Origin of the sequence: Lacrimispora xylanisolvens, assembly GCF_002934545.1 — a bacterium.
Lineage (GTDB): Bacteria > Bacillota > Clostridia > Lachnospirales > Lachnospiraceae > Lacrimispora > Lacrimispora xylanisolvens.
Map to the genome: position 1 here is coordinate 1 of NZ_PTJA01000009.1, position 25,138 is coordinate 25,138.

General features: G+C 43.9%; 20 protein-coding genes and 1 riboswitch. Of the genes, 2 read left to right on the top strand and 18 right to left on the bottom strand.

Annotated elements, in window-relative coordinates:
- Positions 1-132: 132 nt before the first annotated feature.
- A riboswitch (TPP riboswitch) is annotated at positions 133-240 on the bottom strand.
- Between the two features lie 36 nt (positions 241-276).
- Together BXY41_RS16420 and BXY41_RS16425 are read right to left on the bottom strand one after the other, a co-directional pair.
- Positions 277-2,883, bottom strand: a complete 2,607-nt coding sequence (locus BXY41_RS16420) for an HD domain-containing phosphohydrolase (protein WP_104437953.1) — start codon at positions 2,881-2,883, stop codon at positions 277-279.
- Positions 2,884-3,039: 156 nt separating this feature from the next.
- On the bottom strand, positions 3,040-3,309 hold the full coding sequence (locus tag BXY41_RS16425) for a helix-turn-helix domain-containing protein (RefSeq protein ID WP_207657082.1): 270 nt from the start codon (positions 3,307-3,309) through the stop codon (positions 3,040-3,042).
- A gap of 6 nt (positions 3,310-3,315) precedes the next feature.
- On the opposite strand from BXY41_RS16425, the gene BXY41_RS16430 reads away from it, so the two are divergent.
- A complete protein-coding gene (locus BXY41_RS16430) occupies positions 3,316-4,239 on the top strand; it encodes an iron-containing alcohol dehydrogenase (RefSeq protein ID WP_170072425.1) in 924 nt (307 codons plus the stop codon).
- Between the two features lie 64 nt (positions 4,240-4,303).
- Here BXY41_RS16430 and BXY41_RS16435 read toward each other — a convergent pair whose 3' ends face one another.
- The 14 genes from BXY41_RS16435 to BXY41_RS16500 all read right to left on the bottom strand — a co-directional run bounded on the left by BXY41_RS16435 (position 4,304) and on the right by BXY41_RS16500 (position 20,603).
- Positions 4,304-5,473 carry an aldo/keto reductase gene (locus BXY41_RS16435; protein WP_104437955.1) on the bottom strand — a complete coding sequence of 390 codons (1,170 nt, stop codon included), beginning with the start codon at positions 5,471-5,473 and terminating at the stop codon, positions 4,304-4,306.
- Positions 5,474-5,558: 85 nt separating this feature from the next.
- A complete protein-coding gene (locus BXY41_RS16440; RefSeq protein ID WP_104437956.1) occupies positions 5,559-5,993 on the bottom strand; it encodes an RbsD/FucU family protein in 435 nt (144 codons plus the stop codon).
- A 56-nt stretch (positions 5,994-6,049) separates the two neighbouring features.
- Positions 6,050-7,195 carry a substrate-binding domain-containing protein gene (locus BXY41_RS16445; RefSeq protein ID WP_104437957.1) on the bottom strand — a complete coding sequence of 382 codons (1,146 nt, stop codon included), beginning with the start codon at positions 7,193-7,195 and terminating at the stop codon, positions 6,050-6,052.
- 52 nt (positions 7,196-7,247) lie between these two features.
- Positions 7,248-8,234 (bottom strand): ABC transporter permease, encoded by a 987-nt coding sequence (locus BXY41_RS16450; RefSeq protein ID WP_104437958.1) that lies wholly within the window; start codon positions 8,232-8,234, stop codon positions 7,248-7,250.
- Complete coding sequence (locus BXY41_RS16455) at positions 8,215-9,738, bottom strand: sugar ABC transporter ATP-binding protein (protein ID WP_104437959.1); 1,524 nt, start codon at positions 9,736-9,738, stop codon at positions 8,215-8,217. Before BXY41_RS16455 ends, BXY41_RS16450 begins: the two co-directional genes overlap by 20 nt.
- Before the next feature lie 122 nt (positions 9,739-9,860).
- Positions 9,861-10,835 (bottom strand): substrate-binding domain-containing protein, encoded by a 975-nt coding sequence (locus tag BXY41_RS16460; protein ID WP_104437960.1) that lies wholly within the window; start codon positions 10,833-10,835, stop codon positions 9,861-9,863.
- Positions 10,822-12,585, bottom strand: coding sequence for a sensor histidine kinase (locus tag BXY41_RS16465; protein ID WP_104437961.1), 1,764 nt, complete (start codon positions 12,583-12,585; stop codon positions 10,822-10,824). The genes BXY41_RS16460 and BXY41_RS16465 overlap by 14 nt, the downstream gene beginning before the upstream one ends.
- Positions 12,575-14,167, bottom strand: coding sequence for a response regulator transcription factor (locus BXY41_RS16470; protein WP_104437962.1), 1,593 nt, complete (start codon positions 14,165-14,167; stop codon positions 12,575-12,577). Before BXY41_RS16470 ends, BXY41_RS16465 begins: the two co-directional genes overlap by 11 nt.
- Before the next feature lie 138 nt (positions 14,168-14,305).
- Complete coding sequence (locus BXY41_RS16475; RefSeq protein WP_104437963.1) at positions 14,306-15,313, bottom strand: aldo/keto reductase; 1,008 nt, start codon at positions 15,311-15,313, stop codon at positions 14,306-14,308.
- Between the two features lie 21 nt (positions 15,314-15,334).
- The gene (locus BXY41_RS16480) at positions 15,335-16,216 is read right to left on the bottom strand and encodes an aldose 1-epimerase family protein (protein ID WP_104437964.1); all 882 of its coding nucleotides are present in this window, start codon (positions 16,214-16,216) and stop codon (positions 15,335-15,337) included.
- 2 nt (positions 16,217-16,218) lie between these two features.
- Entirely contained in the window at positions 16,219-17,154 is a 936-nt protein-coding gene (gene pfkB / locus BXY41_RS16485) for a 1-phosphofructokinase (RefSeq protein ID WP_104437965.1), read from the bottom strand.
- Positions 17,155-17,163: 9 nt separating this feature from the next.
- On the bottom strand, positions 17,164-18,210 hold the full coding sequence (locus BXY41_RS16490) for a galactitol-1-phosphate 5-dehydrogenase (protein ID WP_104437966.1): 1,047 nt from the start codon (positions 18,208-18,210) through the stop codon (positions 17,164-17,166).
- A complete protein-coding gene (locus tag BXY41_RS16495; RefSeq protein WP_104437967.1) occupies positions 18,207-19,733 on the bottom strand; it encodes a xylulokinase in 1,527 nt (508 codons plus the stop codon). Before BXY41_RS16495 ends, BXY41_RS16490 begins: the two co-directional genes overlap by 4 nt.
- Positions 19,734-19,751: 18 nt before the next feature.
- Positions 19,752-20,603 carry a class II fructose-bisphosphate aldolase gene (locus BXY41_RS16500; protein WP_104437968.1) on the bottom strand — a complete coding sequence of 284 codons (852 nt, stop codon included), beginning with the start codon at positions 20,601-20,603 and terminating at the stop codon, positions 19,752-19,754.
- Positions 20,604-20,793: 190 nt separating this feature from the next.
- On the opposite strand from BXY41_RS16500, the gene BXY41_RS16505 reads away from it, so the two are divergent.
- The gene (locus tag BXY41_RS16505; RefSeq protein ID WP_104437969.1) at positions 20,794-21,666 is read left to right on the top strand and encodes an AraC family transcriptional regulator; all 873 of its coding nucleotides are present in this window, start codon (positions 20,794-20,796) and stop codon (positions 21,664-21,666) included.
- A gap of 399 nt (positions 21,667-22,065) precedes the next feature.
- On the opposite strand, the gene BXY41_RS16510 is transcribed toward BXY41_RS16505, so the two are convergent.
- A complete protein-coding gene (locus BXY41_RS16510) occupies positions 22,066-22,893 on the bottom strand; it encodes an alpha/beta hydrolase (protein ID WP_242980225.1) in 828 nt (275 codons plus the stop codon).
- A 97-nt stretch (positions 22,894-22,990) separates the two neighbouring features.
- On the bottom strand, positions 22,991-25,090 hold the full coding sequence (locus BXY41_RS16515; RefSeq protein ID WP_104437970.1) for an ADP-ribosylglycohydrolase family protein: 2,100 nt from the start codon (positions 25,088-25,090) through the stop codon (positions 22,991-22,993).
- Positions 25,091-25,138: the final 48 nt, after the last annotated feature.

Consider the following 25,138-nt stretch of genomic DNA (forward strand, 5'->3'; position numbering starts at 1 on the left):
GCAGACCTACATTTATTTTAGCACAGGAGTAACTTATATCTAAAGATCAGCCCTCCCCCTGCATAGCAGGGGGTTTATTTTTTACTGTCACACAAAAAAATGAGATATGCCCATAAAGACATATCTCATGATAGTTAGTAAGAGTGGCTGTCCCTACGTTGGCATTACCCAAATCAGGTTATAAGGGTCGAAGTTCTTTACTTCCTCTCAGCCGGGTCACCAGCTCCCCAAAACATTATTGAATTTTCTCGATTTTAACACAGGGGACAGATGCTGTCAATTCAATCCCTTCATATGGTTCACAAAAAAATCAACCAGCTCCGGATCAAACTGCTCTCCTGAACCCTTAATCAGCTCGCTTTTTGCATAGGAAGAAGGCAGTGCCTTCCGGTAGCTTCTGTCACTTGTCATGGCGTCGTAGGCATCCGCTATGGTAATGATTCTTGCAAACAGCGGAATATCTGTCTTACTTCTTCCTTTGGGATATCCCTTCCCATCCCACCGCTCATGATGGCATAAAACAATCTCCGCTATTTCCGACATATTAGGAGAAGTGTTTAAGATACGGTATCCGATCTCTGAATGCTTTTTAACCTCCTGATATTCATCATCCGTTAAGATACCGGGTTTATTTAGCACCTCTTCCTGAATTCCGATTTTCCCAATATCATGAAGAAGACCGGCTGCCTTAATCTTATTTACATCGCTGTCAGGCAACCCCATCTGTTTTGCCATTATCTCACAGATTTCTGCCACTCTCTGGGAATGCTGCTCCTCTCTTGGATTCTTTTCATGAAGGGTATTTAATATAATATCAATGGTTCTGCTTCTTCTGCTGCTGGCCTCATATAATTTATTCTGGTACATCTCATCTTCTGCCAGCTTTACCGCTTTTTGAATGGGCATCCCGGATTCCTCAATCATGTGATATCCGAACGAAACTGAGAGCTCGATTCCGTTGATGGTCTCCTTGGCACATTTTTCTTTTAATTCCCGGATATACCGGTCTGTTTCCCCTCTTTCTGTCTTTCTTAAAATAATCGCAAACTCGTCTCCGCCTACACGGCTGATTAGTTCTCCTTTCTTTCCTGAATCCGCCAGGATTTCGGCAAACCGCTTCAGCATATAATCTCCGTATTCGTGACCGAAGGAATCGTTTACCATCTTCAGTCCATTGAGATCAGCAAAAATGACACTGATGGGATAATTTTCTGATTGATTCAGTTCCTTTGATGCCTGGTCAAAATACCTTCTGTTGTGCAGTCCTGTTATATGATCATGATAACTGATCTCTTCAATTTCCTTAATATAATTATGGGTTTCTGTAATGTTTCTGGCAATTGCAATGGCTTTGTCATCAAACCATTTTACAATCCGCAGTTCATGATATTCTGTAATTCGTGCACTGGTCCACTCATACTCAATTTTCTGGTTTTCTCCAGTGAGAAATACCTGATCGATCAGCTCCCTGCCCTTTGCAGCAATGGATTGCGGCATTACATCGGTAATATTTTTACCAATAAAACGTTCCCTCTTAAAAAACAGATGATCCAGATCTCCAATACAGTCTAAAAATACCCCTTCCTGGGAAATGACAAATACGGTGTCAGGAATCGCTTCCATCAGGGAATGAGCGTATTTAAGGCTGTGATACATCTGGGTTTCCCGCTCTGTTAAAATCTGATTCTGCAAGATTAATTGCTTTTGGGAATCTACATTCTCTTTAAGAGAATACTCCAGCTTTTCATTGCTTTGTTTTAACTGCTGCTTCATTTCATTCAGAGATTTTCCAATTAATCCAAATTCATCTCTTCTTTTTACCAGTTCTCTGCTGACCTCCTGGTCAAAGCTGCGATCTCCTATCTCTTTTATTTCTCTTAAAATAGCTTTCACCGGATGGTCAATAATTCTGCCGGTGAGAATAAAAACGGTGAGGGACATAAACAGAAGGGAAATTCCGAATATCCATATGAACGTATCTGACAGCTGCCGTATAGGTTTATTAATGGAGCTCTCCGGTATTTCAAAGACAATTTTCCAGCCCAGATCATTCAGTGTCTTATAAAACACAGTAATCTCCTGTTTATTTTTAATATAAGATGTTCTTCCATTGTCACTTGAAATAACTTCTGAAACAGCAGCAAGATAGGACTGATTAGGGGAATCGAATACACTGCTTTTTACTTTCACAGCAGCTTCGCTTTCTGCAGCAAGATAGGTTCCTTCCCTATTGATAATATAGGTTGTACCAGCATGGCCGGCAATGTAATCAGAGATAAATTTCTGCATGGAAGACAGTCCTACGTCCACAGTTACACAGCCCATAAATTTGCCGTTATCATCATAGACAGGCTGGGAACAGGTAATCATATAAAGATTACTGGTCTGATCATAGTACATATCCGTCCACACAATGTTATTTGTTTTCTTCGCAAGAGCATAGTAATCCTGGGAAAAGTAATCGTAGTCAGCGTTACTGTAATCAAATGTTGGTATGATCCGGTCGCCATCCCGGTACACATAGGGTCCCATATATTTTTGAGACTTGTCATATGCATACGGCTCATACCAGAACCCAGCCCCAAGTATAAACTGATTATCCTGGACAATGGGCTTCAAAATATGAAAGAAATAATCGGATGAATAATCTTTGCAGCCATTTCCTGCAAACACAGCCAGAGCTCTGGATATTTCAGCCGCATCATTCATGTTCTTTTCGATGATGTTTTTCTGTATCTCTTTCTCTGCAGATATTCGTTCACTGGTCTCATGATCAACCAGCCTTTTTGCTGTCTTTACACTGGCATTATAGCTCAGTATGAGGATCATACATAATACGGGAATAACGATCAGAAGCATTTTCATTCGAATATGGCTAAGCATACCATCACCTCTATCATACGTATTCTTTCATTGGACTATTTCAAATAGTTTAATTATATTATCGTCAGATTGTCAAGCTGAATTAAAGTTGTGCGTAATAAAAAAAAGTAAGACATAAATGATGATTCTTCATCTATGACTTACTTCTGACAGGAATCAGACTATATGCTGATTTCGATAATCCTGAGGACTGACTCCAGTCTGTATTTTAAAGAATTTTGTGAAACTGGAGGGCTGCTCAAATCCAAGCCTGCCAGCAATCCGGTAAATTGGTTCTTTTGTTCTTAACAGCAGCTCCCGGGCAGCATCAAGTACCTGTAATTTAATGTACTCCTGGGCTGTTTTCCCCGTTTCTTTTTTTAACATATCGGAAAGATAATTGGGGGAATACCCCATAGCTGCGGCCAGCCCCTTGACACTGGGCATCCCATTTTGCTCAATGGCCTCCGTGTTAAAATTGCTAAGGAAAACCATGTAGATGCAATTCTGGCCATCGGAGGCGGCTCTGTGATTGATTCAGCCAAGGTAATTGCTGCAGGAGTAGTTTATGACGGTGATGTATGGGATCTATGCAACTATCAGAATTCTCCTGATGCTGCCTTAAAGATCTTTGATATCCTCACATTGTCCGCAGCCGGAAGTGAGACGAACTGTTCCGCAGTTATTACCAATGAAGAAACCACAGAAAAATTCGGTTTTTCCAGTCCTGCTGCCTATCCAAGCGTTTCTGTGATCAACCCGGATTTACAGTCTACCGTTACCAGTCATTATCTGGCTTATTCAGCTGTTGATATCTGTTCTCATTGCCTTGACTTATATTTTACAGCATCCTATATTCCGGAAATGACAGCGGATCACATTGAGAATATATTAAAAACAGTTATTCGCACCACCGATATTCTGCTGAAAAATCCGTCTGATTATGAAGCAAGAAGTGAATTTATCTGGGCAGCTTCTGTGGCATTAAACGGCAGTACCCGCATTGGTGTGGAGGGAAATCGTTTTGATACCCATTTAATTGAGCATTCCATGTCAGCTTTATATGATATTCCTCATGGTGCAGGTCTGGCAGTTGTTCTGCCTGCATGGACCAGCTGGCATATGTCCATGAATCCACAAAGATATGAGCGCTTTGCCCGTAATGTCTTTGGGGTACAGAGGGGGGAAGAGGGTGTGGAAGCATTCCGTAACTGGATTGTGAAGATCGATGCTCCTGTCTCCCTAAAAGAGGTTCACATTCCGGAAAATGGGATCCATCCACTTGCCGCCCATATTTTCCGTACAATCCAAATGGCAGGAATGCAGGAACTCTATCCGATTGAAACCCTGACTGATTTATTATCCAGCATGAGATAATGAAATATACGAAAACCGGCTTTGGGTTCTGTTCATAGAATCCAAAGCCGGTTTTCTTTGTAATTTATTTATCAAATCTCATAACCTTTTTAATCAGGAACCGCAGCGGTTTGTAGGTAACCCCTTCCAGGGACTTTGCTACCTGTGTCATCTCCTCGCTGATCTTAATATGCTGGGGACAATGGGATTCACACTTTTTACACTTTACACAAAGCGATGCATTGCGGGGTTGATTTTTAATGCTGGTCTGCATGATGTATTTGCCTTTGGAAGCTAATTTTCCCTCTATCTCCATGTCATTATAACAGGAAAAACAGGTTGGGATATCCACTCCCATAGGACACGGCATACAATAATTACAACCGGTGCAGGGAACCTTTATGGTCTGGTCAAGAATTTCCTTAACCCGTTTAAATAAATTAAAATCCTCATCAGTAAAGGCGTTAACCTCCGTCTCGGAAGCCACTCTGATATTTTCCTTTATCATTTCCATGGAATTCATTCCAGAAAGCACAACCGTGACTTCTGGCTGATTCCAAAGCCATTTAAATGCCCACTCTGCAGGGGAACGCTTCACATGGGCATTATCCCAGATGGACTTCACCTCTTTGGGAAGATTTGTCACCAGCTTTCCGCCCCGCAGTGGTTCCATAACCATGACTGGGAGGCCTTTACTGGAAGCATACCGGATCCCCTCTATGCCAGCCTGTTTGTTCTCATCTAAATAGTTATACTGAAGCAGACAGAATTCCCATGGATAAATGTCTACCAGCCGGAAAAACTCATCTCTCCCTCCGTGGTAGGAAAAACCTATGTTCCTTATCTGGCCTTTTTCTTTCTTTTCTTCAATCCATTCATGAATCCCCAGCTTTATCAGCCGGTTCCATACCGTTGTATCAGGCAGCATATGAATTAAGTAATAGTCGATATAATCGGTCTGAAGCCGTTCTAATTCAGTTAAAAAGATCCGGTCAAAGTCCTCGTATTTTTTAATGGTGTGAGGAGGCATTTTAGTAGCAATCTTCACCCGTTCCCTATATCCCTTAGAAAGCACCCTTCCTAAAACTACTTCGCTGTTTGGATAGATATATGCAGTATCAAAATAATTAACGCCATGCTCGATGGCATAAATGATCTGCTTTTCCACTTCCTTTTCATCCCTGCTAAACCTCATACAGCCAAAACCCAGGGTGGAAAGTTCGTCCTGATTTTTGGGATTGATCCGATACTTCATGCCTCATCCTCCTGAATTGGGATTTTTATTCTTATTATAATCCTTTCTGCTCTGATAGCAAGCAGATCCTTTCAGGAATATATAATTATTTTACCACGCCTTTTTTCAGTATGATGTTGGCATACAGCTCACTTTCACCTGTCATAATCACAACGGAGGAGTGATTCTTTGTCCGGTCATAAAATTCCCACTTGTCAATTTCTTCAAAGCAGGCAGCCCCTCTCTCATCATGTTTTGCCACAATTTCCTTATATTTATCCCAGATGGGAGTCTTAACGTCATCACCGGGAACCACTCCCATCAGCGTAACCGGATGATCCACATAGGTATCAAGGGGAAACAGCTGCAAAATTGCGTCCAGTATTTCCGGCACTCCGTGGCCATCCAGACGGATCACCTTTTTGCCGTATGTATGGCCCGGAAAGTTTCCGTCTCCTATGGTAAGCTCATCGGTATGACCCATTTCACATAAAATCTTTAATAACTCAGGGCTGATAATTGATGGAATTCCTTTTAACATAATATTATTCTCCTTTTCTCAAAGAGCGCTCTCCTGTCAAGGAGAGCGCTTCATAATTAATCGTATAAGTTTTGTGAAATATCACTGCTGTCCATATTGTCTTTGTTGTACCACTGGCTTCCTGTATCAACATCTGCAACGGATTCACCCTTTGCAGCTGCAACTGCCAGTTTTACGGTCTGATAACCAATTTCTACTGGAGCCTGGGTAACAGCGCCTGCCAGTTTTCCGGATTTGATTGCATCTTTAATCATAGTTCCTGAATCAAATGCAACTCCGATCACATCTTTTCCTAATCTTCCTAAATTCTCGTCGCCGGTAATCAGACCTTCACCGGTCTTTTGGTTGGAAGCAAAGATACAAATGGTATCTTCTTTGTTTAAAATGGTCTGTGCATCGGTAGTCATTAAGGAAGCTTCTACCTTGGAAGGAACAGCAACATCAAGTATGACATCTGCTGAGTTTCCTTTGTCTGTCTTAGAGTCGGATACAAACTTATCATTGCCGGTGATACATACGGTTTTTCCGTCTGCCTTGATTAATTCTGTTATTTTGTCAATAAATCCAAGACCACGGCTGATAATAGACTCTGAGGTTGCATCCTGGTTCAGTACACCGATTCGGACACTTTTTGATGACTTTGCAATTAAGTCTTTAATGAGCGGATAGGTGTTCTCTGCCGCAACTTCGCCTGCCTTGTAATTATCTGTAGCTGCATTGGCAACAACAGCACCCTTTGGTGCATCCGGAACACCGGAGTCAAATCCGATAATCGGTATTTTTGCATCCTGGGAAGATTTAATGCTGTCGTTAAGGGCGGAAACATCAAGAGCTGCCAGTCCGATTGCTGCCGGTTTCATCTGAACTGCATTGTTCATCATCTGAACCTGTTGTGCTATATCTGATTCAGAATCCGGTCCCTGAAATTCCAGGTGAACGCCCAGTTCCCCAGATGCCTTCTGTGCTCCCTTATAAACCGCCTGCCAGTACTGGGACTGAAAGCCCTTTGCCACCATGTAAACGGTCATATCTTCCTTGCCTTTTGCTGCTTCAGCAGCTGCCTGGGTACCTGCCTCTTTTGTTTTGCTTTCTGCCGCTGCTGTGGTTTTCACATCATTGGTAGAAGAATTGCTTGCGCAGCCGGCAGTCAGTGATGCCATCATAGCTGCTGTGATTAAAACGCCCCATACATTTTTCTTCATTGTTTGCTTCCTCCTGGTTTTTTTATGTAAATTCTTGCGAATTACACTGCGCTCAGCTCTTTCTCCTGTTACGATACACATCGGCAAATACTGCAACGATGATGACCAGACCTGTGGCAACCTGCTGGTAGTGGGTCTGAAGTCCCACAAAGGGCAGCCCTGTCTTTAATACAGAGATAATAAATACACCAATCATGGTTCCGGCTATGGTTCCGATTCCGCCTGACATGGAAGTTCCGCCAATTACCACACCGGCTATGGCATCCATTTCAAATCCGGCTCCGCCTCCCGGCAGCAGCGTGGAATAAATGGTGGAATAGGCTAAACCTGCAATCCCAGCAAAGGTACCGCTGATGATATAGGCAATAATTAAATATTTATCCACATTGACTCCGGATAACCGGGTTGCTTCTTTGTTGCTTCCTAGGGATAAGATATAGCGTCCTGCTTTGGTTTTGTTCATTACAACAGCCATGACAATGGCAGCTGCAATCAGGAATAAAAATCCGGTTGGGATTAAAAGTCCGCTCTCTGTTTTAATTTTAAATATGGCGCGATACCAGCCTTCCGGATCAGAACCTGATTTCCAGGTGACTGACTGGGCTCCTGTGATAATAGAGCCGATTCCTTTTGAAAGCATCATGGTTCCAAGGGTTGCAATGAAGGGCGGAAGCCCCATTTTTGCCACCAGCAGGCCATTTACAACACCAAAGGCAGTTCCGATTAAAATACAGATAATAATCACCAGCCATATGGGAAATCCCATATTTACGCTTAAGTATCCTGCCACCAGACCGGACATGGTAAGCACCGTTCCGATGGATAAATCGATTCCGCCGGTTGCAATTACGAAACAGATGCCGATTGCCATAAATCCAATATAATAGGAGGCATCAAAAATGTTCACCATGGTGTTATAGGTTGCAAATCTGGGATTCATGATTCCGAATGCCAGGTAAATTACGATGAGCGCCAGCAATGCTACCAGCCTCTGGGTTCCTATCGCCTTGATTAGCGGGTTATTTTTCAGTTTTTCCATTGCTGACCTCCTGATTTCTCATGGTAGCAGAAGCCATGATCCGCTCCTGCGACACCTCCTCGATTGGGATTTCATCGGTAATACGTCCTTCACACATTACGATGACCCTGTCACTCATACGCAAAATTTCAGTCATTTCCGACGAGATCATAATGATGGATTTCCCCTGTTTTACCAGTTCATTCATCAGTTGATAGATCTCGCTTTTTGCTCCGACATCAATTCCTCTTGTGGGTTCGTCAAATATAAGAATATCGCAGTTTTTAATCAGCCATTTGGCAATTACCACTTTCTGCTGGTTTCCTCCCGACAGGTTCACTACCATCTGATCTACGCTGGGAGTCCTGGTATTTAGCAGATGAACATAATGCTCTGCCTGCTGATGCTCTTTCTTCTTATCGATAAATGCGCCTTTCATGAATGACGAGAGGGAAGCCATGGTGGAGTTTTCCGCAACGGATTTAAACACCACAAGTCCAAAGCGCTTCCGGTCCTCTGACAGATATCCGATTCCCTGACTGACCGCATCCTCTGTTGTCTTTATCTCTGCTTTTCTGCCATTGATGAAGATCTCTCCCCCATCTTTTCTATCCGCTCCGAAAATAGCTCTGGCTGTTTCTGTTCTCCCTGCTCCCATTAATCCGGAAAAGCCCAGGATTTCACCTTTTTTCAGCTCAAAGCTCACATCTTTCACCATTTTACCGGCACTAAGATGTTCCACTTTTAAAACCACCGGGGCATCCCCTTTTACGCTGGCAGTCTGTTTCGGCTCTTCGTAAATTACCCGGCCTACCATCATATTGATGATGTCATCCTTGGTACAGTCTTTTGTTGTCAATGTGCCCACATAGGTTCCGTCACGCATAACCGTTACCCGGTCTGTAATCACTTTAATTTCATCCATTCGGTGGGATATGTAGATGATTCCCATCCCCCTGGATCGCAGATCCCGGATAATTTTAAACAGCTCTTCTATCTCTGTTTCCGTCAGCGCTGCGGATGGCTCATCAAATACAATCAGCCTGGCGTCTCTGGAAATTGCTTTCGCTATTTCACACATCTGCTGCCGCCCCACGGTTAAATTCCCCATAACCTCAGAGGGGTCGATCTCAATATTGAGACGCCCAAATAACTTCTTTGCCTCTTTATTCATCATGGAATCGCTGATAAATCCACTTTTCATTATTTCCCGGCCAATAAACAGATTCTGGGCCACTGTTAAGTGATTCATCATATTCAGTTCCTGATGGACAATTGCAATTCCGGCTTCCTGGGCCTTGGCTGGAGTGGTAAAATTCACTTCCTGACCCTCAAATTCAATGGTACCGGAATCTTTAGAATAGATGCCTGTAAGGATTTTCATCAGAGTGGATTTTCCTGCTCCGTTCTCCCCCATCAGTGCATGAACCTCTCCTGCTTCTACCTCCAGATCTACGTGATCCAAAGCATGTACCCCAGGAAAGGACTTGTCAATTCCCTTCATTCTCAGCATAACCCTGCCCACATTCTCACTCTCCGCTTCTTTTTGTCTGGAACACTTTGTTTTGTTCTCATGAGTCCATTATATCGGAATAGAAAATTTCTAATATAGAGGATCTTACAAAAAAAGAAGAAGATTTTACTTTCTTAAAATGGGAAGAGCAGCTTCTGGTTTTCATCGGTATAAATGTTGTCTGCAGTAATCACCTCCGTATCGCAGTATATATTTTTATCAGGCTTTTTCCCCCGCACGGATTCTACCGCAGTCTGGATCCCGATATATCCCATATTAAAGGGTTTTTGCACAATCAGGGTATCAATGATCCCCTCTTCTAAATACTGAATTCCTTCAATGTCATTATCGAAGCCTACCACATGCACTTTCCTGCTTAAATTCATCTCCCGGATGGCTCTTGCAACTCCAACTGTAGAATACAGATTAAGCCCGGCGATCAGCGTAATGTCCGGATTCGCCTTCATCAGTTCTCGTGTTTTTTCATATGCCTGGTTGTAGTCGGAATTGCTGTACAGGACCATTTTAATCTTGCTCTGATCCTCCCCCAGCCCTTGCCGAAGCCCTTCCTCCCGTTCTATGGCTGTGGAAGAACCTTTTACATGGGAAACAACGGCGATTTTTGTATCCGGTCCCACATAATCCCGCATCTTCTGCCCCATTTGAAGACCTGCGTTACGATTATCTGTTCCAATGTAGGTTTCCTCAAGATTCTGATCCAGTTTGGAGTCGATAAGAATGAGTTTAATTCCTGCATCTGTTACCTGTTTAACGCAATCCGTCATCTCCGAATACCGTATGGGAGCAAGTGCGATGGCATCCGGCTTCATCTTCACTGCCTCTTCAATGTATCTTTTCTGGGTCTCAAAATCATTTTCCTCATCTGGAGCCAGAATCACAAGATTGGCCTGATATTCCTTACCTGCACTTTTTGCGCCGGATATCATGGACATCCAGAAGTCATTTGTCTTGTCCTGGACCTTGGGTATAAAGACGATTTTAACCGTTTTCTTCTCACCGAACTCATCCAGTAAAAAGACGCCTGAAAGGAAGGAAACAGCCAGAGTTAAGAACAGAATTCCTAATAATGCATTTTTATGTTTCTTCATTCACATCCTCCATCCGCCGGTAAGGGATTGTGATGGTCACAGTCGTTCCCTCCCCTTCCCTGCTGTCCACGCTTAAACCATATCCGGGCCCATAATACATGTTAAGGCGGTCCTGAATATTTTTCATTCCCACACCGTTATGCTTCTGATCTGTTTTCTTCTGAAAAATGCAGTTAAGAGCTTCTTTTGTCATGCCTACACCATCATCCATAACCTTTAATATCACGGTTTCATCCTGCCTGTATCCGAAAATGAGAATATTGCCCTGCTCTGTTTTGTACTTTAATCCATGGTACAGGGCGTTTTCCACCAGTGGCTGTAAAACCAGCTTGACAATGGCGCACTCCATAACCTCTGAGTCAACCCGGATATCAAAAGCCACCTTATCTTTATACCTCATCTGCTGGATCAGCAGATAGTTTCTGGTATATTCAAGCTCCTGCCACACCGTCACATAGATGTTGGAATTGCCGATTGCCTGACGGAAAAACCTGGCGAGAACTGAGGTCATATTGATCGCCTGCTCCGAATCCTCCGTTTCGATCAGCCAGATAATGGAATCTAGTGTATTGTAAAGAAAATGAGGGTTGATCTGAGACTGCAGCGCTTTTAATTCGCTCTTTCTTTTTTCTGCCTGCTCCTTGCTGTTTTTTTTCATCAGCTCATCGATCCGCTCCGTCATGCTGTTAAAGGAATGGGTCAGACTGGAGATCTCATCCTCTCCTGCCGTTTCAATACTCACCGGTTGGAATTTTCCTTCCTGCACCTCCTTCATGGCTGCCTGAAGCTGTTTGATGGGCTTTGTAATTTTAGCCGACAGAAAGACAGCAAACAGGCACGCCAGCAAAATCAGCAGAAATGCGGCTCCCGTATACATGGTTTTCATGGCCACTTCGTTGCCTGCCAGCTCTGAGGTGTAATTCACTCCCACAATGGTCCAGCCTGTTTTTTTCGAATGAAACGGGGTATAAATCTTATTCTCTCCGTTTTCATCAACATGGGTAAGACTGGTTTTGCTGGCTGATACTTCTTTTAAAAGTTCTTTTTTTACCCCGCTTAAAATCAGCTGCTGCTGGGGGTGATAGACGATTTCCCCTTTCCGGTCAAGGATATACACATACCCCTTATTTCCCAGGCTGATGGATTCACATAAATCATTGATTACGTCATAATTTAAATCAATGACCAGCAGCCCTTCCACCCGTCCCGTAGCGGGATTGGTTATCCCCCGGCTTAGGGTTACCACCCATTTATAATCGTTCTTTACCAGATTCTGTACGTGTGAGGAGGAAATAAGAATTTTGCTTTCCGCCATTTTTGCATCCTGATACCACTCTTTGTCCTTAAGCCGTGCCCGTAAGTTTAAGTCACTTCCATTGTTGATAAAATATCTCCCATTGTCTCCAAGAACGGCAATGTTATAGATGTCTGTCCTGGCATGGAGTATGGTCTGAAAGGCTTCTTTTAAGCCTTCTCCGGTTTCTGTTCCGTCATCGAACAAATATCCGGTTATATCCCGGTTGTTCATAATCACCTGGGAGATGTTTTCCATGTAGTCAATGTAGTTTTCAATGTTAAAGTTGACCTGTTCAATCAGCTGCCTGCTGTTTTTTTCCGAATTGTCCATCAGATTGCTTTTGGTAAACCTTATGGAGAAGAACAGGAACACCGTTACGGTTAAAAGAACCAGAAGAGAGAAATAAATGATCATATTGGTCCGTATACTTTTAAACCTGACTTCAATTCTCATAGCTGCCTTTCCGGTTCCTTCTTAAGCCCGCATATTCTTTCGGTGTTTTTTCCGTTGCCTTTTTAAAAATGGCACTGAAATAGTTGGCATCGTTGTATCCGCATTTTTCCGCAACCTCGTAAGTCTTTAAGGAGGTATTTTCCAAAAGCTCCATGGCTTTTTCCATCCGCTTCTTAGTCAGTGCTTCCACAAAGGTCATACCAGTATAATTTTTAAAAGCAGAGCTGAAATAGCTGACGCTGATGGCCAGTTTCTCACATATCTCCTGGAGAGACAGGCTGCAGTCCGAATAATGGCTGTTGATGTATTCCAGCGCTGCTACCGCCTGATGATCCCCGTAATTGCCCCGGTTGCTGTTTACAATCTCCAGTGCTGTATGAAAAAAGTCCAGCACTTTTTCTTCCATCTGGGAAATATAAGTACAGCCAAACAGTCCGGATATAATCTCCTGTTCTTTTAAGAAGAATTGGTCTTCCACAAGATTGAGCCGCTCCAGAAAATTCATGACTGCAAGGATCAGACTCTGGTAGATCACCACAACTTTATTTCTGGTAACCCAGTTGACCTGACATTCCGTCCGAATTTGTGCAATCTCCATTTTAATCTCTTCTTCCAGATTGCTTCTGACTGCAAGTACAATTCGTTTTTCCCGTTCACCTTCACTCAGTAAACCCTGAGCGCTGAGCCTGTACTTTTGAAACCTGTCCCATTCATAGATTCCCGGCTCCCGCTCCAGATAAAGATACTCTTTCATTTCCATGGCCTTTTCATAAGAAAAGCTGAGTCCGCTTAAATTAAATACACAGGTCCCCACCAGGCAGTAAACAATTTTTCCCATTTTCTTAAGAATGAGGTCTGCAGATTCATTGCAGATCACTGCAATCTCCTTTTTCATCTGGGAGCTGTTTTTCTTCTTTACATAAAGAAGAATCTGACCATCGTCATCTTCGGTCACAAGCACATCTTCATTCCATTTTTCCCGGACTAAGTCCGCCATCTGGGAAATTTCCTTTTTTTCTGCCTGATCCCTGGGACAAAGGAGGGCTGCGCAGTAACATTCACCGGTAAAATCAATGTGAAATTCTTTTAGTTTTTCCCCGATCTGATCCTCATGAATCCGTCCCTGCCCAAGCTGAAGCAAAAACTGGTTTTTTAAAAGGGGGTAACTCCCTTCATAATAGGTCCTGACCTGGAGATTCTCCGCTTCTCCATCCAGGATCTTTTTTGCTTCCTTCAGCTTTTCAATCAGTTCCCCTGCAGTAACCGGCTTCAGCACATAGGAAAGTACATGGTATTCCACCGCTCTTTTGGCATACTCAAATTCGTCGTAGCCGGTTATAATTACCGCTTTTGTACATTTCCTGCTTTCATATAAATACTTCGCCAGTTCAAGACCATCTACATAAGGCATGCAGATATCCGTAAGCACAAGATCCACCGGCTCTTTCTCCATAAAGCTGATGGCTTCTTTTCCGTTTTCGCAGGTTCCTGCCAGTTCAAACCCCAGTGATCCCCATGGTATTCTCTGTGAAATCCGTTCTCTTATCAAAATTTCATCATCAACCAACAATACCTTATACATAGAACTATCCCCTCATATCTCCAATAAGCACTACAGTCAGTATGCGCAGTTTCCAGAAAAGAAAATAGCAATAAGGCCGGAATTTCTGAAGTTGTTTGCCTGTGCTTCAAAAATTCCGGCTGTTTCATAAGTACCCGGTTATTTTACAATAAACCCATCCTCGTCCCAGAGATCATGCCAGTCATTTGCGCCTTCCCAAAGGAATACCTGACCTTTTACCAGACGGTTATTTCTCTCTAAGGTTGCGATCCGGCTCATTTCCTCTTCTGTAAGCGGATCTTCTGTCATTGCCTTTAAGTTACTTACATATTCCATTTCATGAATGGAGAAAGGAATGGGGATCTGTCCTCTCTGACGAGCCCATTTAAGAGCGATAACTGCGGGATGAACGCCGTGAGCCGCTGCGATTTCCTTCATTTCCGGTGTCTGTAAATCTGCCACATCCTCCGGACACATATCTCTTTCCGGTCTCTGGGGAGAGCCTAATGGCATGAAGCCGATGGGCTGAATATTGTGAGCAACCAGATAATCAAACAGCTTCTGCTGCTGGAAGCAGGGGTGAAGCTCCATCTCACAGGCAGCCGGCTTTATGTTCATATGAGGCAGAACTGCTTCCAGCTTTGGAATGGTCATGTTGGAAATACCGATGTTGCGGATCAGTCCTTTTTCCACCAGTTCCTCGCACTGACGGTATGTTTTTAAAAATTCTTCCGGAGAAAATGGTCTGGAATCCGGATTCCGGGAATCTACATCACAGTGAGGTGCATGGTAATTTGGAAATGGCCAGTGAATGAAGAACATATCCATATATTCGCACTGTAAGTCAGCAATGCTCTTTCTACAGGATTCTTCTACTCTGTCATGCATGTCATTCCATACCTTTGTCATGATGAAAAGGTCTTTTCTCTCCACCACTCCCTCTTCAAATGCATGATGGAATACTTCTCCGATCTGATCCTCATTTCCATAGCAGGCCGCACAGTCAAACATGCGGTATCCACAGCGGATTGCACCTCCTACAGCTGCCGATACTTCATCAGGAGTAAAGCGGTCGGAACCAAAGGTTCCCATACCCACACAGGGAATCTCCTCTCCTGTGTATAATTTCACTTTTGGCACCAGTGCCGGATTTACAAATTCATTCATTGTCATATTCTCCTTCTCTTTTTATAGAATTGTAATTTGATAGCTCAGCCGTTTTTCTTCCCCTGGCTTTACAATTGCTGCATTTCGTTTCTCTTCAAATATATCGTTCTCATCGCTGCAGGTGGACAGCCCGGTCCATGGCTCCAAAGCAAGAAATGGTCCGTCGTTGGCTGCCGACCAGATGACCAGATAGGGAAATGATCCCATCTCCAGTTCCACTCCATGTCCGGTTTCTTTGTGACAGAGTGTTACTTTTTTTGATTTCAGCCGGTCAAATATGATGCCGTCCTGATAAAACAAGGAGTGGGCAAGGGGTAAAACAGTACCTTCCAGTAAATTTTCCTTCCGGTGTCCCATATCCACCAGTCCTGTTTTCAGATCCGGTGTGGGAGCAGTTTTTTCTTCTTCTGCATCAAAGACAACCTGATAATCCTCAAAGTTCTCTGCTGGTAAAAGAGGACACCGAAACGCCGGATGACCTCCTATGAAGAAAGGCATATCCTCTGTACCTGTATTTTTAACTCCATAGGTGACAAGAATGCTGTTCTCTTTCAGACTGTATTCCATGGTGAGAGTAAATGGATAAGGATATTTTCCCATCATCTCTTCATTTTCTGAAATGGAAAAACAGATGCTATCCTCTTTTTCTGACTCCAGCTTAAATTCTTCCTTCCGGACAATCCCATGCCTTGGCATCTCAATCTGCTTACCATCTTTTGTGACCGCCTTGTTGTCCCTTAAACTTCCGCAGATGGGGAACAGAACAGGTGCCTGCCCGCTCCAGTATTCAGGATCTCCCTGCCATAGATATTCCGTACCAGCTTCGTTCTTTATGGATGTGAGGGCGCCTCCGAGAGAGGTGAAGCCCACTTCCATCCGGTCATTCTTTAATAAATAGTTCATGTTCAACCCCCGATTCTTGTGATTTCTATCTGCGGCTGCAGTCTTTGCATGTCTTCCATCAGGAAAAAGCCTGTTTCCTCTCTTAATGCAGAAGCGGCTGAGACAGCACTTGCATTTCTTAATATCTCTTCCATGGGAAGCTGTCTGGAAAGACCAAGAGCAAAACCAGCTATCATGGAATCACCGCATCCCACCGTGTTCACTGCGTCTATTTTGGGTACTCTGGCTCTGTATATACCGGAGCTGCATACCACGAAAGAACCTTCTGAACCAAGGGAAACTGCTACGATCTCCACACCCCGTTTATGAATGTCCTCTGCCGCTTCGATCATCTCTTCCAGGCTGTCACAGCTTTTTCCTGTCAGCATACGGATCTCATCCAAATTGGGCTTAATCATGGAAGGAGCGGCTTCGATACCCATTTTGAGCAGATTGCCGCTGGTGTCTAATATCACCTTTTTCCCTGCTTCCTTTCCGATCTTCACCATTCTCTGGTAAGCAGTTCCGTCAAGTCCCCTTGGCACGCTTCCTGATATGGCAATGACTTCTGCCTCATTTGCAAGCTGTTTATAATGTTCCAGGAACGAAAGAAAGTCTTCTTCTCCCACTTCAAACCCGGGTTCCAGAAATTCTGTCTGAATCCTGTTTTTTTCATCCCAGATATTAATACAGGAGCGGCTCTCTCCTTTTAAGTGGTAAAATGCGCTGGTGATCCCAAAGGTGCTTAAGGCTTCTTCAATATAATTACCTGCGTGGCCTCCCACGAAACCGGTTGCCACTACGCTGCCTCCTGCTATGACTGCAGGCTTTGAGACATTTAACCCTTTTCCACCCGGCGTATAGGAACATGATTTCACACGGTTAACTTCTCCCTGTGAAAACCCTTCCACTACATACCGTTTGTCAATGGCAGCATTTAATGTTACGGTCAGTATCATAGGTACCTCCTATTCGTTCACCAAAAGGATCTTTCCTTTTACCAGACCCGGTGTCTTAAACAGCTGGAACGCCTCCTGCGCCTGGCTCATGGGCATTTTTTTATAGACGAATCCGGGATCAAATTTCAGCTGTCCGGTTGCAAAGTAATGAGCGGTCAGCTTCCACTCTTTACCTGGAAATGGGGAACTATAAGACATCCAGGATCCGGTTAACTTAAATTCTTTCCGGTTCATATTTTCCCACATGGAAGGGGTAAAGGATAAATCAACATGGGGCGTTCCGATGAAACAGACGCTGGCTTTATTGGCTGCCAGTTCAAATGCCATCTGCATGGTCGGCACCTGTCCCGCTGTCTCAAATACATAGGAAAAGCCTTTTCCTTCTGTCAGAGCCATTGCTTTTTCCTTAAAACCTTCTTCGGTGGTATTAATCGCTTCATCTGCGCCCAGACGTTTTGCCAGCTCCAGTCGCTCTTCGCTGATATCAAATACAACCACTTTTTTTGCTCCGAAGATCTTCGCCCACTGCATGGTAAACATGCCGATGGTTCCGCCTCCTAAAACGGCTGTATACTCACCGCCCCGGTAGTCATTCTGGAACAGACCGTGAAGGGCAACGGTAGAAGGCTCAAACATCGCTCCCTGCTCATAGGAAATGCTTTTATCAAATACAACCGCATTCTGCTCCGGAATCACCACATAATCTGCGTTGCTTCCCTGCTGCCTGGAACCGATAAAGCTATAGTGTCTGCAAAGAGAGAAGTTTCCATTCTGGCAGTCATCGCATTTCATACATGGGACCAAAGGTGCTCCGGAAACCCGGTCTCCCGGTTTTACTGAAGTAACTCCTTCTCCCACTTCCACTACATCTCCGGAAAATTCATGTCCCAGTACAATGGGATAAAAATGTACTCCGTTATGCAGTACTCTTGGAATATCAGATCCGCAGATACCAGATGCCTTTACTTTGATTTTCACCAGTCCGGGACCTGCTTTCGGCTCCTCATAATCCATATACCTTACGTCCTCATTTGCACAAACAACTGCTGCTTTCATGACTCATTTTCTCCTTCCTGAACCATCATATCTTTCAAATGCTCATATAAGCTTAAATATTTCCGGTAATTCCGGTCATAGATGTTACGGTCTGCCTGATTGGGAACGTGATACCGCTTATTTTCCACAGTCAGTTTTACTGCCTCTTCAAAATCTTCATAAATGCCAACTCCCACTCCTGCAAGAATTGCCGCCCCTAAGGTTGTGGCTGTATCAGAAGAAGGAACGATTACGGGCTTGCCTGTTATATCGGATTTAATCTGGGTCCACAAAAGAGAGTTTGCAGATCCTCCCATGGCCCTTAACACATCAACGGATGCGCCTGCCTCTGCCGCCACTTCCAGATTGTGCCTTAAAGACATGGCAACTCCCTCCATGACCGCCCGTATAAAATGACCTTTGGTCTTTCCAAAATCCATTCCGTAATATACGCCTTTCGCATAGGGATTCCATAAGGGAGAACGCTCCCCTGCCATGTAGGGAAGGAAGATCAGTCCGTCACTGCCTGGAGCAACGCTCCCGGCCTCATCATTGAACAGATCCAGGGAGCTTTTCCCGGTTCTTCTGCCTTCTTCTCTTTCAAATGCGCCAAACTCCTTCTCAAGCCACCTCATGGCTCCGCCGCCTCCGGTAGTTCCGCCCTGTAAAAGCCATTTGCCTGGCACTACATGACAGCTTAGGATGAGTCTCGGATCGGCCTTGTAGCTATCGATGCAGATACTCATTCCGCCAGCCTGACCTCCCTGCTCCTGGGTTTCCCCGGCGTGGATTACTCCGGCGCCAAGTGTCCCGCAGGCTGCGTCAAGACCACCGGCTACTACAGGGGTTCCCTCAGCCAGTCCGGACTGAATCGCTGCCGCTTTCGTCACTGTGCCAATCACCTCGTGACAGGGGTGAATATCCGGAAGAATGTGAGGTGGAATTCCAAGCGCTTCGCACATTGCCAGATCCCAGGTTCCGGTATGCATGTCAAAGCAGTGAAAACCATATCCCTGGGAAAGATCCTGGGTCATCTGACCGGTAAGTCTGTAAGCAATGTAGCTGTTGGATTGCAGTACCTTATCAATATTCTCATACACCTGGGGCATATTTCTCTGGTACCAGATGATCTTAGCCGTGCTGTAGGATGGCTGCAGGGAATTGCCTGCCACTTCGAATATCCGCTGTTCTCCCACCTTCTCACTGAGTTCTTTGCAGATGTCGTCGGCTCTGGTATCCATCCAGATGGGCGTATTTGTCAACACGCTGCCCTCTTTGTCTACCGCTATGGCTGACCAGCTCTGTCCGTCAATTCCGATTCCTGCGATTTCTTCCGGCTTTATCTGGGATTTGGAAAATATGTATTTCATGGTGCTGCAGATCACCCGCCACCATTCATCCGGGTCCTGCTCTGCCCAGCCTGTCTGGGGATAATAAACCTCATATTCCCCGGTTGCAGTTTCCAGGACGGTTCCATTTCTATCGAAAACGGCAATTTTACAGGCGCTGGTGCCTACGTCAATCCCTAATAAATATGGTTTCATGTTTTCCTCCTGAATCAATCAGTCCGCTTTATGGTCACATCCACAGACCAGAATACGGTTCTTAACGAACTGCTTCACTGCTTCCATTCCCACAGTACCTAATTTCTTTGGATCAAAGGTATCCGGATGCTCTTTTAAAAGCTTCTTTCCTGCATCGGTATAAGCTACTCTTAACTCTGTCGCAAAATTAACCTTACACATTCCTCTGCTTACACATTCTCTTACATCTTCGTCGCTTAATCCGGAAGCACCGTGAAGAACAAGGGGCACAGAAACTAACTCTTTCACTTCACTGATCCGCTCTTTGTCTAATACAGGAGTGGTTGCATAAAAGCCGTGAGCAGTTCCGATTCCGATTGCCAGGGAGTGAACTCCTGTCCGTTCTACGAATTCCTTTGCCTGCATGGGGTCGGTGTTGTTATCCGCTTCTGCTTCCAGATCATCTTCTTTGCCGCCTACCTTACCGAGCTCGCCTTCTACTGTGATATTGCAGGCTCTTGCAGCATCTGCAGCCCGTTTGGTTAATGCGATGTTACTTTCAAAGTCTAAGTGGGAGCCATCAATCATTACAGATGTGTATCCGGCACGGATTGCCTGGAGAACAAGCTCGTAGCTGCTGCCGTGGTCTAAGTGGAGACATACCGGTACGGTTGCCTTCTCAGCCTCTGCTGCTGCCATGGCGTAGTATGTTTCCAGTGTTCCGTATTTCACCGTTGACGGTGTGGTCTGAAGCATAACCGGAGCCCGAAGCTCCTCAGCTGCAGCCACCACAGCCTTCAGCATTTCCATATTTTCAACATTAAAAGCTCCTACTGCGTATCCGCCTTTTTGAGCATCCAAAAGCATTTGTTCCGATGTAACCAGTGACATAATAGTTTCCTCCTAACATTTTTACGGTCATTTGGTTCTTTACACTTACCATTATACCGTTTCTGTTTCGAAAAATTAGAGGGGAACCAGACAGAAGCCAGGGCTGTATGTCGTGTTATCGAACATTCCTTGACTTGCATCAGATATGCTGATAAAGTAAAATATAGGATAGAGATTGGAGGGGGTAATCATGAGGACGGGATATAAAGATTTAAATATAAAAATCGGGATCGATGATACCACGTTTTTAGTCTTAAACATCGTATTTGAGCGTTTTCTCCGTTCCATGCCAAGACACAGCCACGGGAATAACAGTTATGAAATCCACTATATTCCTTACGGTCATGGCAAAGTAAATATTGATGACCAGATTTATAATATTACGCCCAATACCCTGTACATGACAGGCCCTCATGTGGAGCATGAACAGATACCTTTAAAGAATGATCCCATGGCGGAATATTGTATTTATTTTAAGCTGCAAAAAAATAATACTCACCTCCAGCCTGAGGTGGATACGGTGGCTTATAAGTTCGAGAAAACCCATTTCTGGTTCGGACAGGATACTCAGGAGCTGTATCCGCTGATGCAGCAGATCTTTTTTGAACTGGAACACCGTTATACGGGGTACATGATTTTAGTGGAGGCCCTTCTTCAGCAATGCGTAGTTAAGATTGTACGGAATTATGAATATAAGGCCCAGTCCAAGGTTCATTTTTCGCCCTCCAATCTGGTGGATCGTAAATATATTATTGTGGAAGAATGCTTTCTTTATGAATATGAAACCATAACACTGGAAAATCTGGCGGAAAGGCTTGGTTTAAGTGTACGGCAGACGGAACGGTTTTTAAAGGATTATTACGGCAGAACCTTTCTTCAGAAAAAAACAGAGGCCAAGATGTCCATGGCGAAGATTTATTTAAATGATGAAACAATTAATATATCGGAGATTTCTGACCGGCTGAACTACTCTTCCATTCAGCACTTTTCTTATGCATTTAAGCAGTATTACGGGATTTCGCCGAGTAATTATAGGAAGAAGAATATGATAACTAAGTCTTGACAGACATAAACAGGAATGATATCCTAGAATTATAAAAGGAACAACCGTCCACAAGGTGGTTGACCATTACATGAGTAGCATACCCACCCCCGTAACCGCCAAGTTAACCAGGGTGGTTTTTGCTATGTATTACTACTTACAAAACGTAAAAACGAATGTAAGTAACGCCAGAAGAAAAAGACCAAAGGTCATTAGATCCTTAAAGTCAAACTTCATAAGCATCACCCCCATTCCAATAGAGAATGAGGTCAGCACACCCTATAACACGATTATTCCATAACATTATGGTAGCATATACCATATCAATGTGCAATTACTTTCTACCGCATACAATAGAACACCCTGCTTACATACAACGTAAGCAGGGTGCCTTTTCTTATAAATGTATATTCTAATCCATCAGATATGTTTCCCAAGCCATAGTAAGATATCCGCAATAATCTCATCTCTGCACGGCTCATTTAAGATTTCATGAAACAGGTTTGCATAGACATGCAGGCTCTTATCCTTAGAACTTATTTCTTCAAATAAATCCAGGGAATCTTTTGCTGCCACCAGACCATCATCAGCTCCATGAAGAATCAGAACCGGATCGGAGAAGCTTTTTATATTGGCCTTCAGCCACTGTACGCCAGCATATATCTGGTTGATCAGGCCGGTGCTGATCTCCTTTTCCACCAGCGGATCCGAAACATACGCTTCAATCACCTTTTTATCGCTGCACACTCCATCTCCAAGTTCATTTGGCAGATAAGTATCATCCGGTGCCTCAATTGGGAATTGATCTCCCATAACGGGATGATTGTAATGAGTCAGCGCACCAGAAGTAATTATTCCATCTGCCATTCCCGGATTCTTTGTTCCAAACAGTGTTACTGTCTCCCCGCCCATGCTGTGTCCGAACAGGAAAACTTTTTTTCCCTCGCTCTCCTCTCTGGCAAGAGCAAGGATCTGCCCCAGATCGTCAGGCATCTCATTAAAATCTTTAAAATAGACCTTTTTCCCTTCTGATTTTCCATGTCCCCTCTGATCATACCGGTAAACACTGTAGCCATTTTCATTAAGCTTTTCCGTGAAATAATCATACCGGTTTAAATGCTCACACAAGCCGTGGGCAATGACGATCAGCGCTTTTGGATTCTCCACTGCATCTTTTTTAAATCTCAGTTTCGTGCCGTCGAAGGAAATAATCATTCTTTCCTCCTGCATTCTGTTTTCCCCATTCATAATACCTTCTCCTTTCAAATTTCCATGGATTTTGACGGTTGTATATCAGTAATTTCATCATACTACAAGGACTGCTTCATGGCAAGATCCTATAATTTTACCCTTCCAGCCCGGTAAATTTGATATCACTAAAACAGGTTCGTCCATAGCTAAGAGAGCCAAACCCAAACATTCCCGATTGAAAAGAGGAATCCTCTGCTTCCAGTATCACTACACCATTGACGGATAAAATTATTTTTTGCCCTCTTACTTCTATTTCAAATAAATAGGTGCTTTCCATATTCCATGGGTAGTCAGTTTCCGCCAAAATATAATATCCATACTCATTTTTATAAATTGCCAGTCTGTTCTGCCCGGAAAAACCTGCCCCGTAACCAAGCATTGCCCCTTTTGCCCGGACTGTCATTAAGTGGTTTTCTCCAAACAGTGGTTTTACAAGAGCACTCACCCGGTAGTCTTTGCTGTAATAATTTCCTGTATAAGCAAATGCTGGTTCCGCCCGGTGGAAATGAAGAAATTCTCCCTGTTTCGTCCAATTCCCGCCGTCTGTGGAAAATGGAGTCACTGTTCCAAATTCTTCTTTTTGCTTCGCTATATCAATCTCATAATCTGCAAGTCCTGTTACCTGGAATTTATTCATATGAATATAACCGGTTGTAGTTCCTTCCGGAAAACTGCTTCCTCTGACAATAAATCCAACTTCTTCTACAAGGTCCCCCTTTGTATCAGGTATTGTAAATTCCACCTGAAACCATTCATTTTCCGGATAATCAACAAAACTGATTTCTACGATATCATGTTTCCCAAACGTCTTTATATACGGCACCAGATCAAGTTTCTGCCCCTTCAGCCATTGTACAGACAGTTCCATGATAACCCTCTGCCCGGAATAAACCTTCGGTGAGAAAACCGGAGAATAGCGCTCATCAGAAAAATCTTCTCTTCCATAAAAACTTTTATAATAAATCCGGCAGGAATCATAACCCATATCATCAATGAGAATGCATAGTCCATTCCCATCTGAATAACTATTACTTCCAGAAGGATTGATCGTACCATAGTAGGGATTGGATACTCTCATGTTGTGTGTCATGCCTGGAAGAAGAAAGTCAAAGTTTATTTCTTCTGGATTTATTCGAAGTTCATTTTCCAACTCCTCTCCTATTGCAGCATATCCATGTGCAGCGATCTCCTTGGCATAGGTCGGAATGTCAAGAATATTAAGATAGCCGGATATTCCTGATAAAACCACCGAATCGTTGATGGGTCTGCGGTATTTGTCCGGAATCTGGGAAAGACCGCAATATACGCCTGCGATTGTACCCACATTGCCTGCGTTGCAATCCGTATCCCAGCCGCACATACAGGCAATTTCCACTGTCCTGGAAAAATCACCATTTCCATAAAATAATGCAAGGGCGCACACACCTGCATTGGGAATAATATGGCATGCACCAGGATATTTGTCATATCCCCAATCCTGTTCCAGCATATGAAAACACCCTCTGAAGTCGCCAGGATTACTGCGGTAGAATCTTTCCACGCTTTTAACCACCTGATAATAAAGGCTTTCTTCCGGTATCTGATTTAAACCCGTCTCCACAATCTCATCTATTGATTGTGCCGTAAATGCCTGTGCAATACAGGCGCAGATAAATCTGGCTCCGTTTAACCCCTCCCCGTCATGGGAAACACTGGCTGCCGCTGCTCCGTCATCTGCTGCCTTTTTCGGATCCCCGGGATGAATCAGCCCCCAGGTGTCAATAAAGATCTGTCCGCCAATCTGCTCCGCCACCGTACTTCCGTTACATACAGCAGATCCTGATAAAGGTGCCGGTATTCCCATCTTTAAATTCATATAAGCGGTATGCTCTGTGCTGATTCCATATCCGCCCCACCAGAACATCCCTTTTAAATACCTTGTATAATTTAACCATGCTTTCGCCACATCTTCCGGAGTTACCGGTGTTCCCGTCTCCTTCCTGTCATCCAGTGCTCTTAAGAAATAAACCGGGCCGTTTACATCATCATCTGCAGCAAAATTAATATAATCTTTTACATAGCCGTTTAAATCCCCGTAAGTCTGAAATATCCGTTCCTCTGTCCAGACATCCGGCTCTATGGGCGCACCTAAACGGATTCCGATATTCATGCCTAAAAAACCTGCATATACTTTTTCATAATAGCGTTCCACCATACCAATAACCTGCTTTCTGCATATTTTATTCCGATTGATATGCTATTT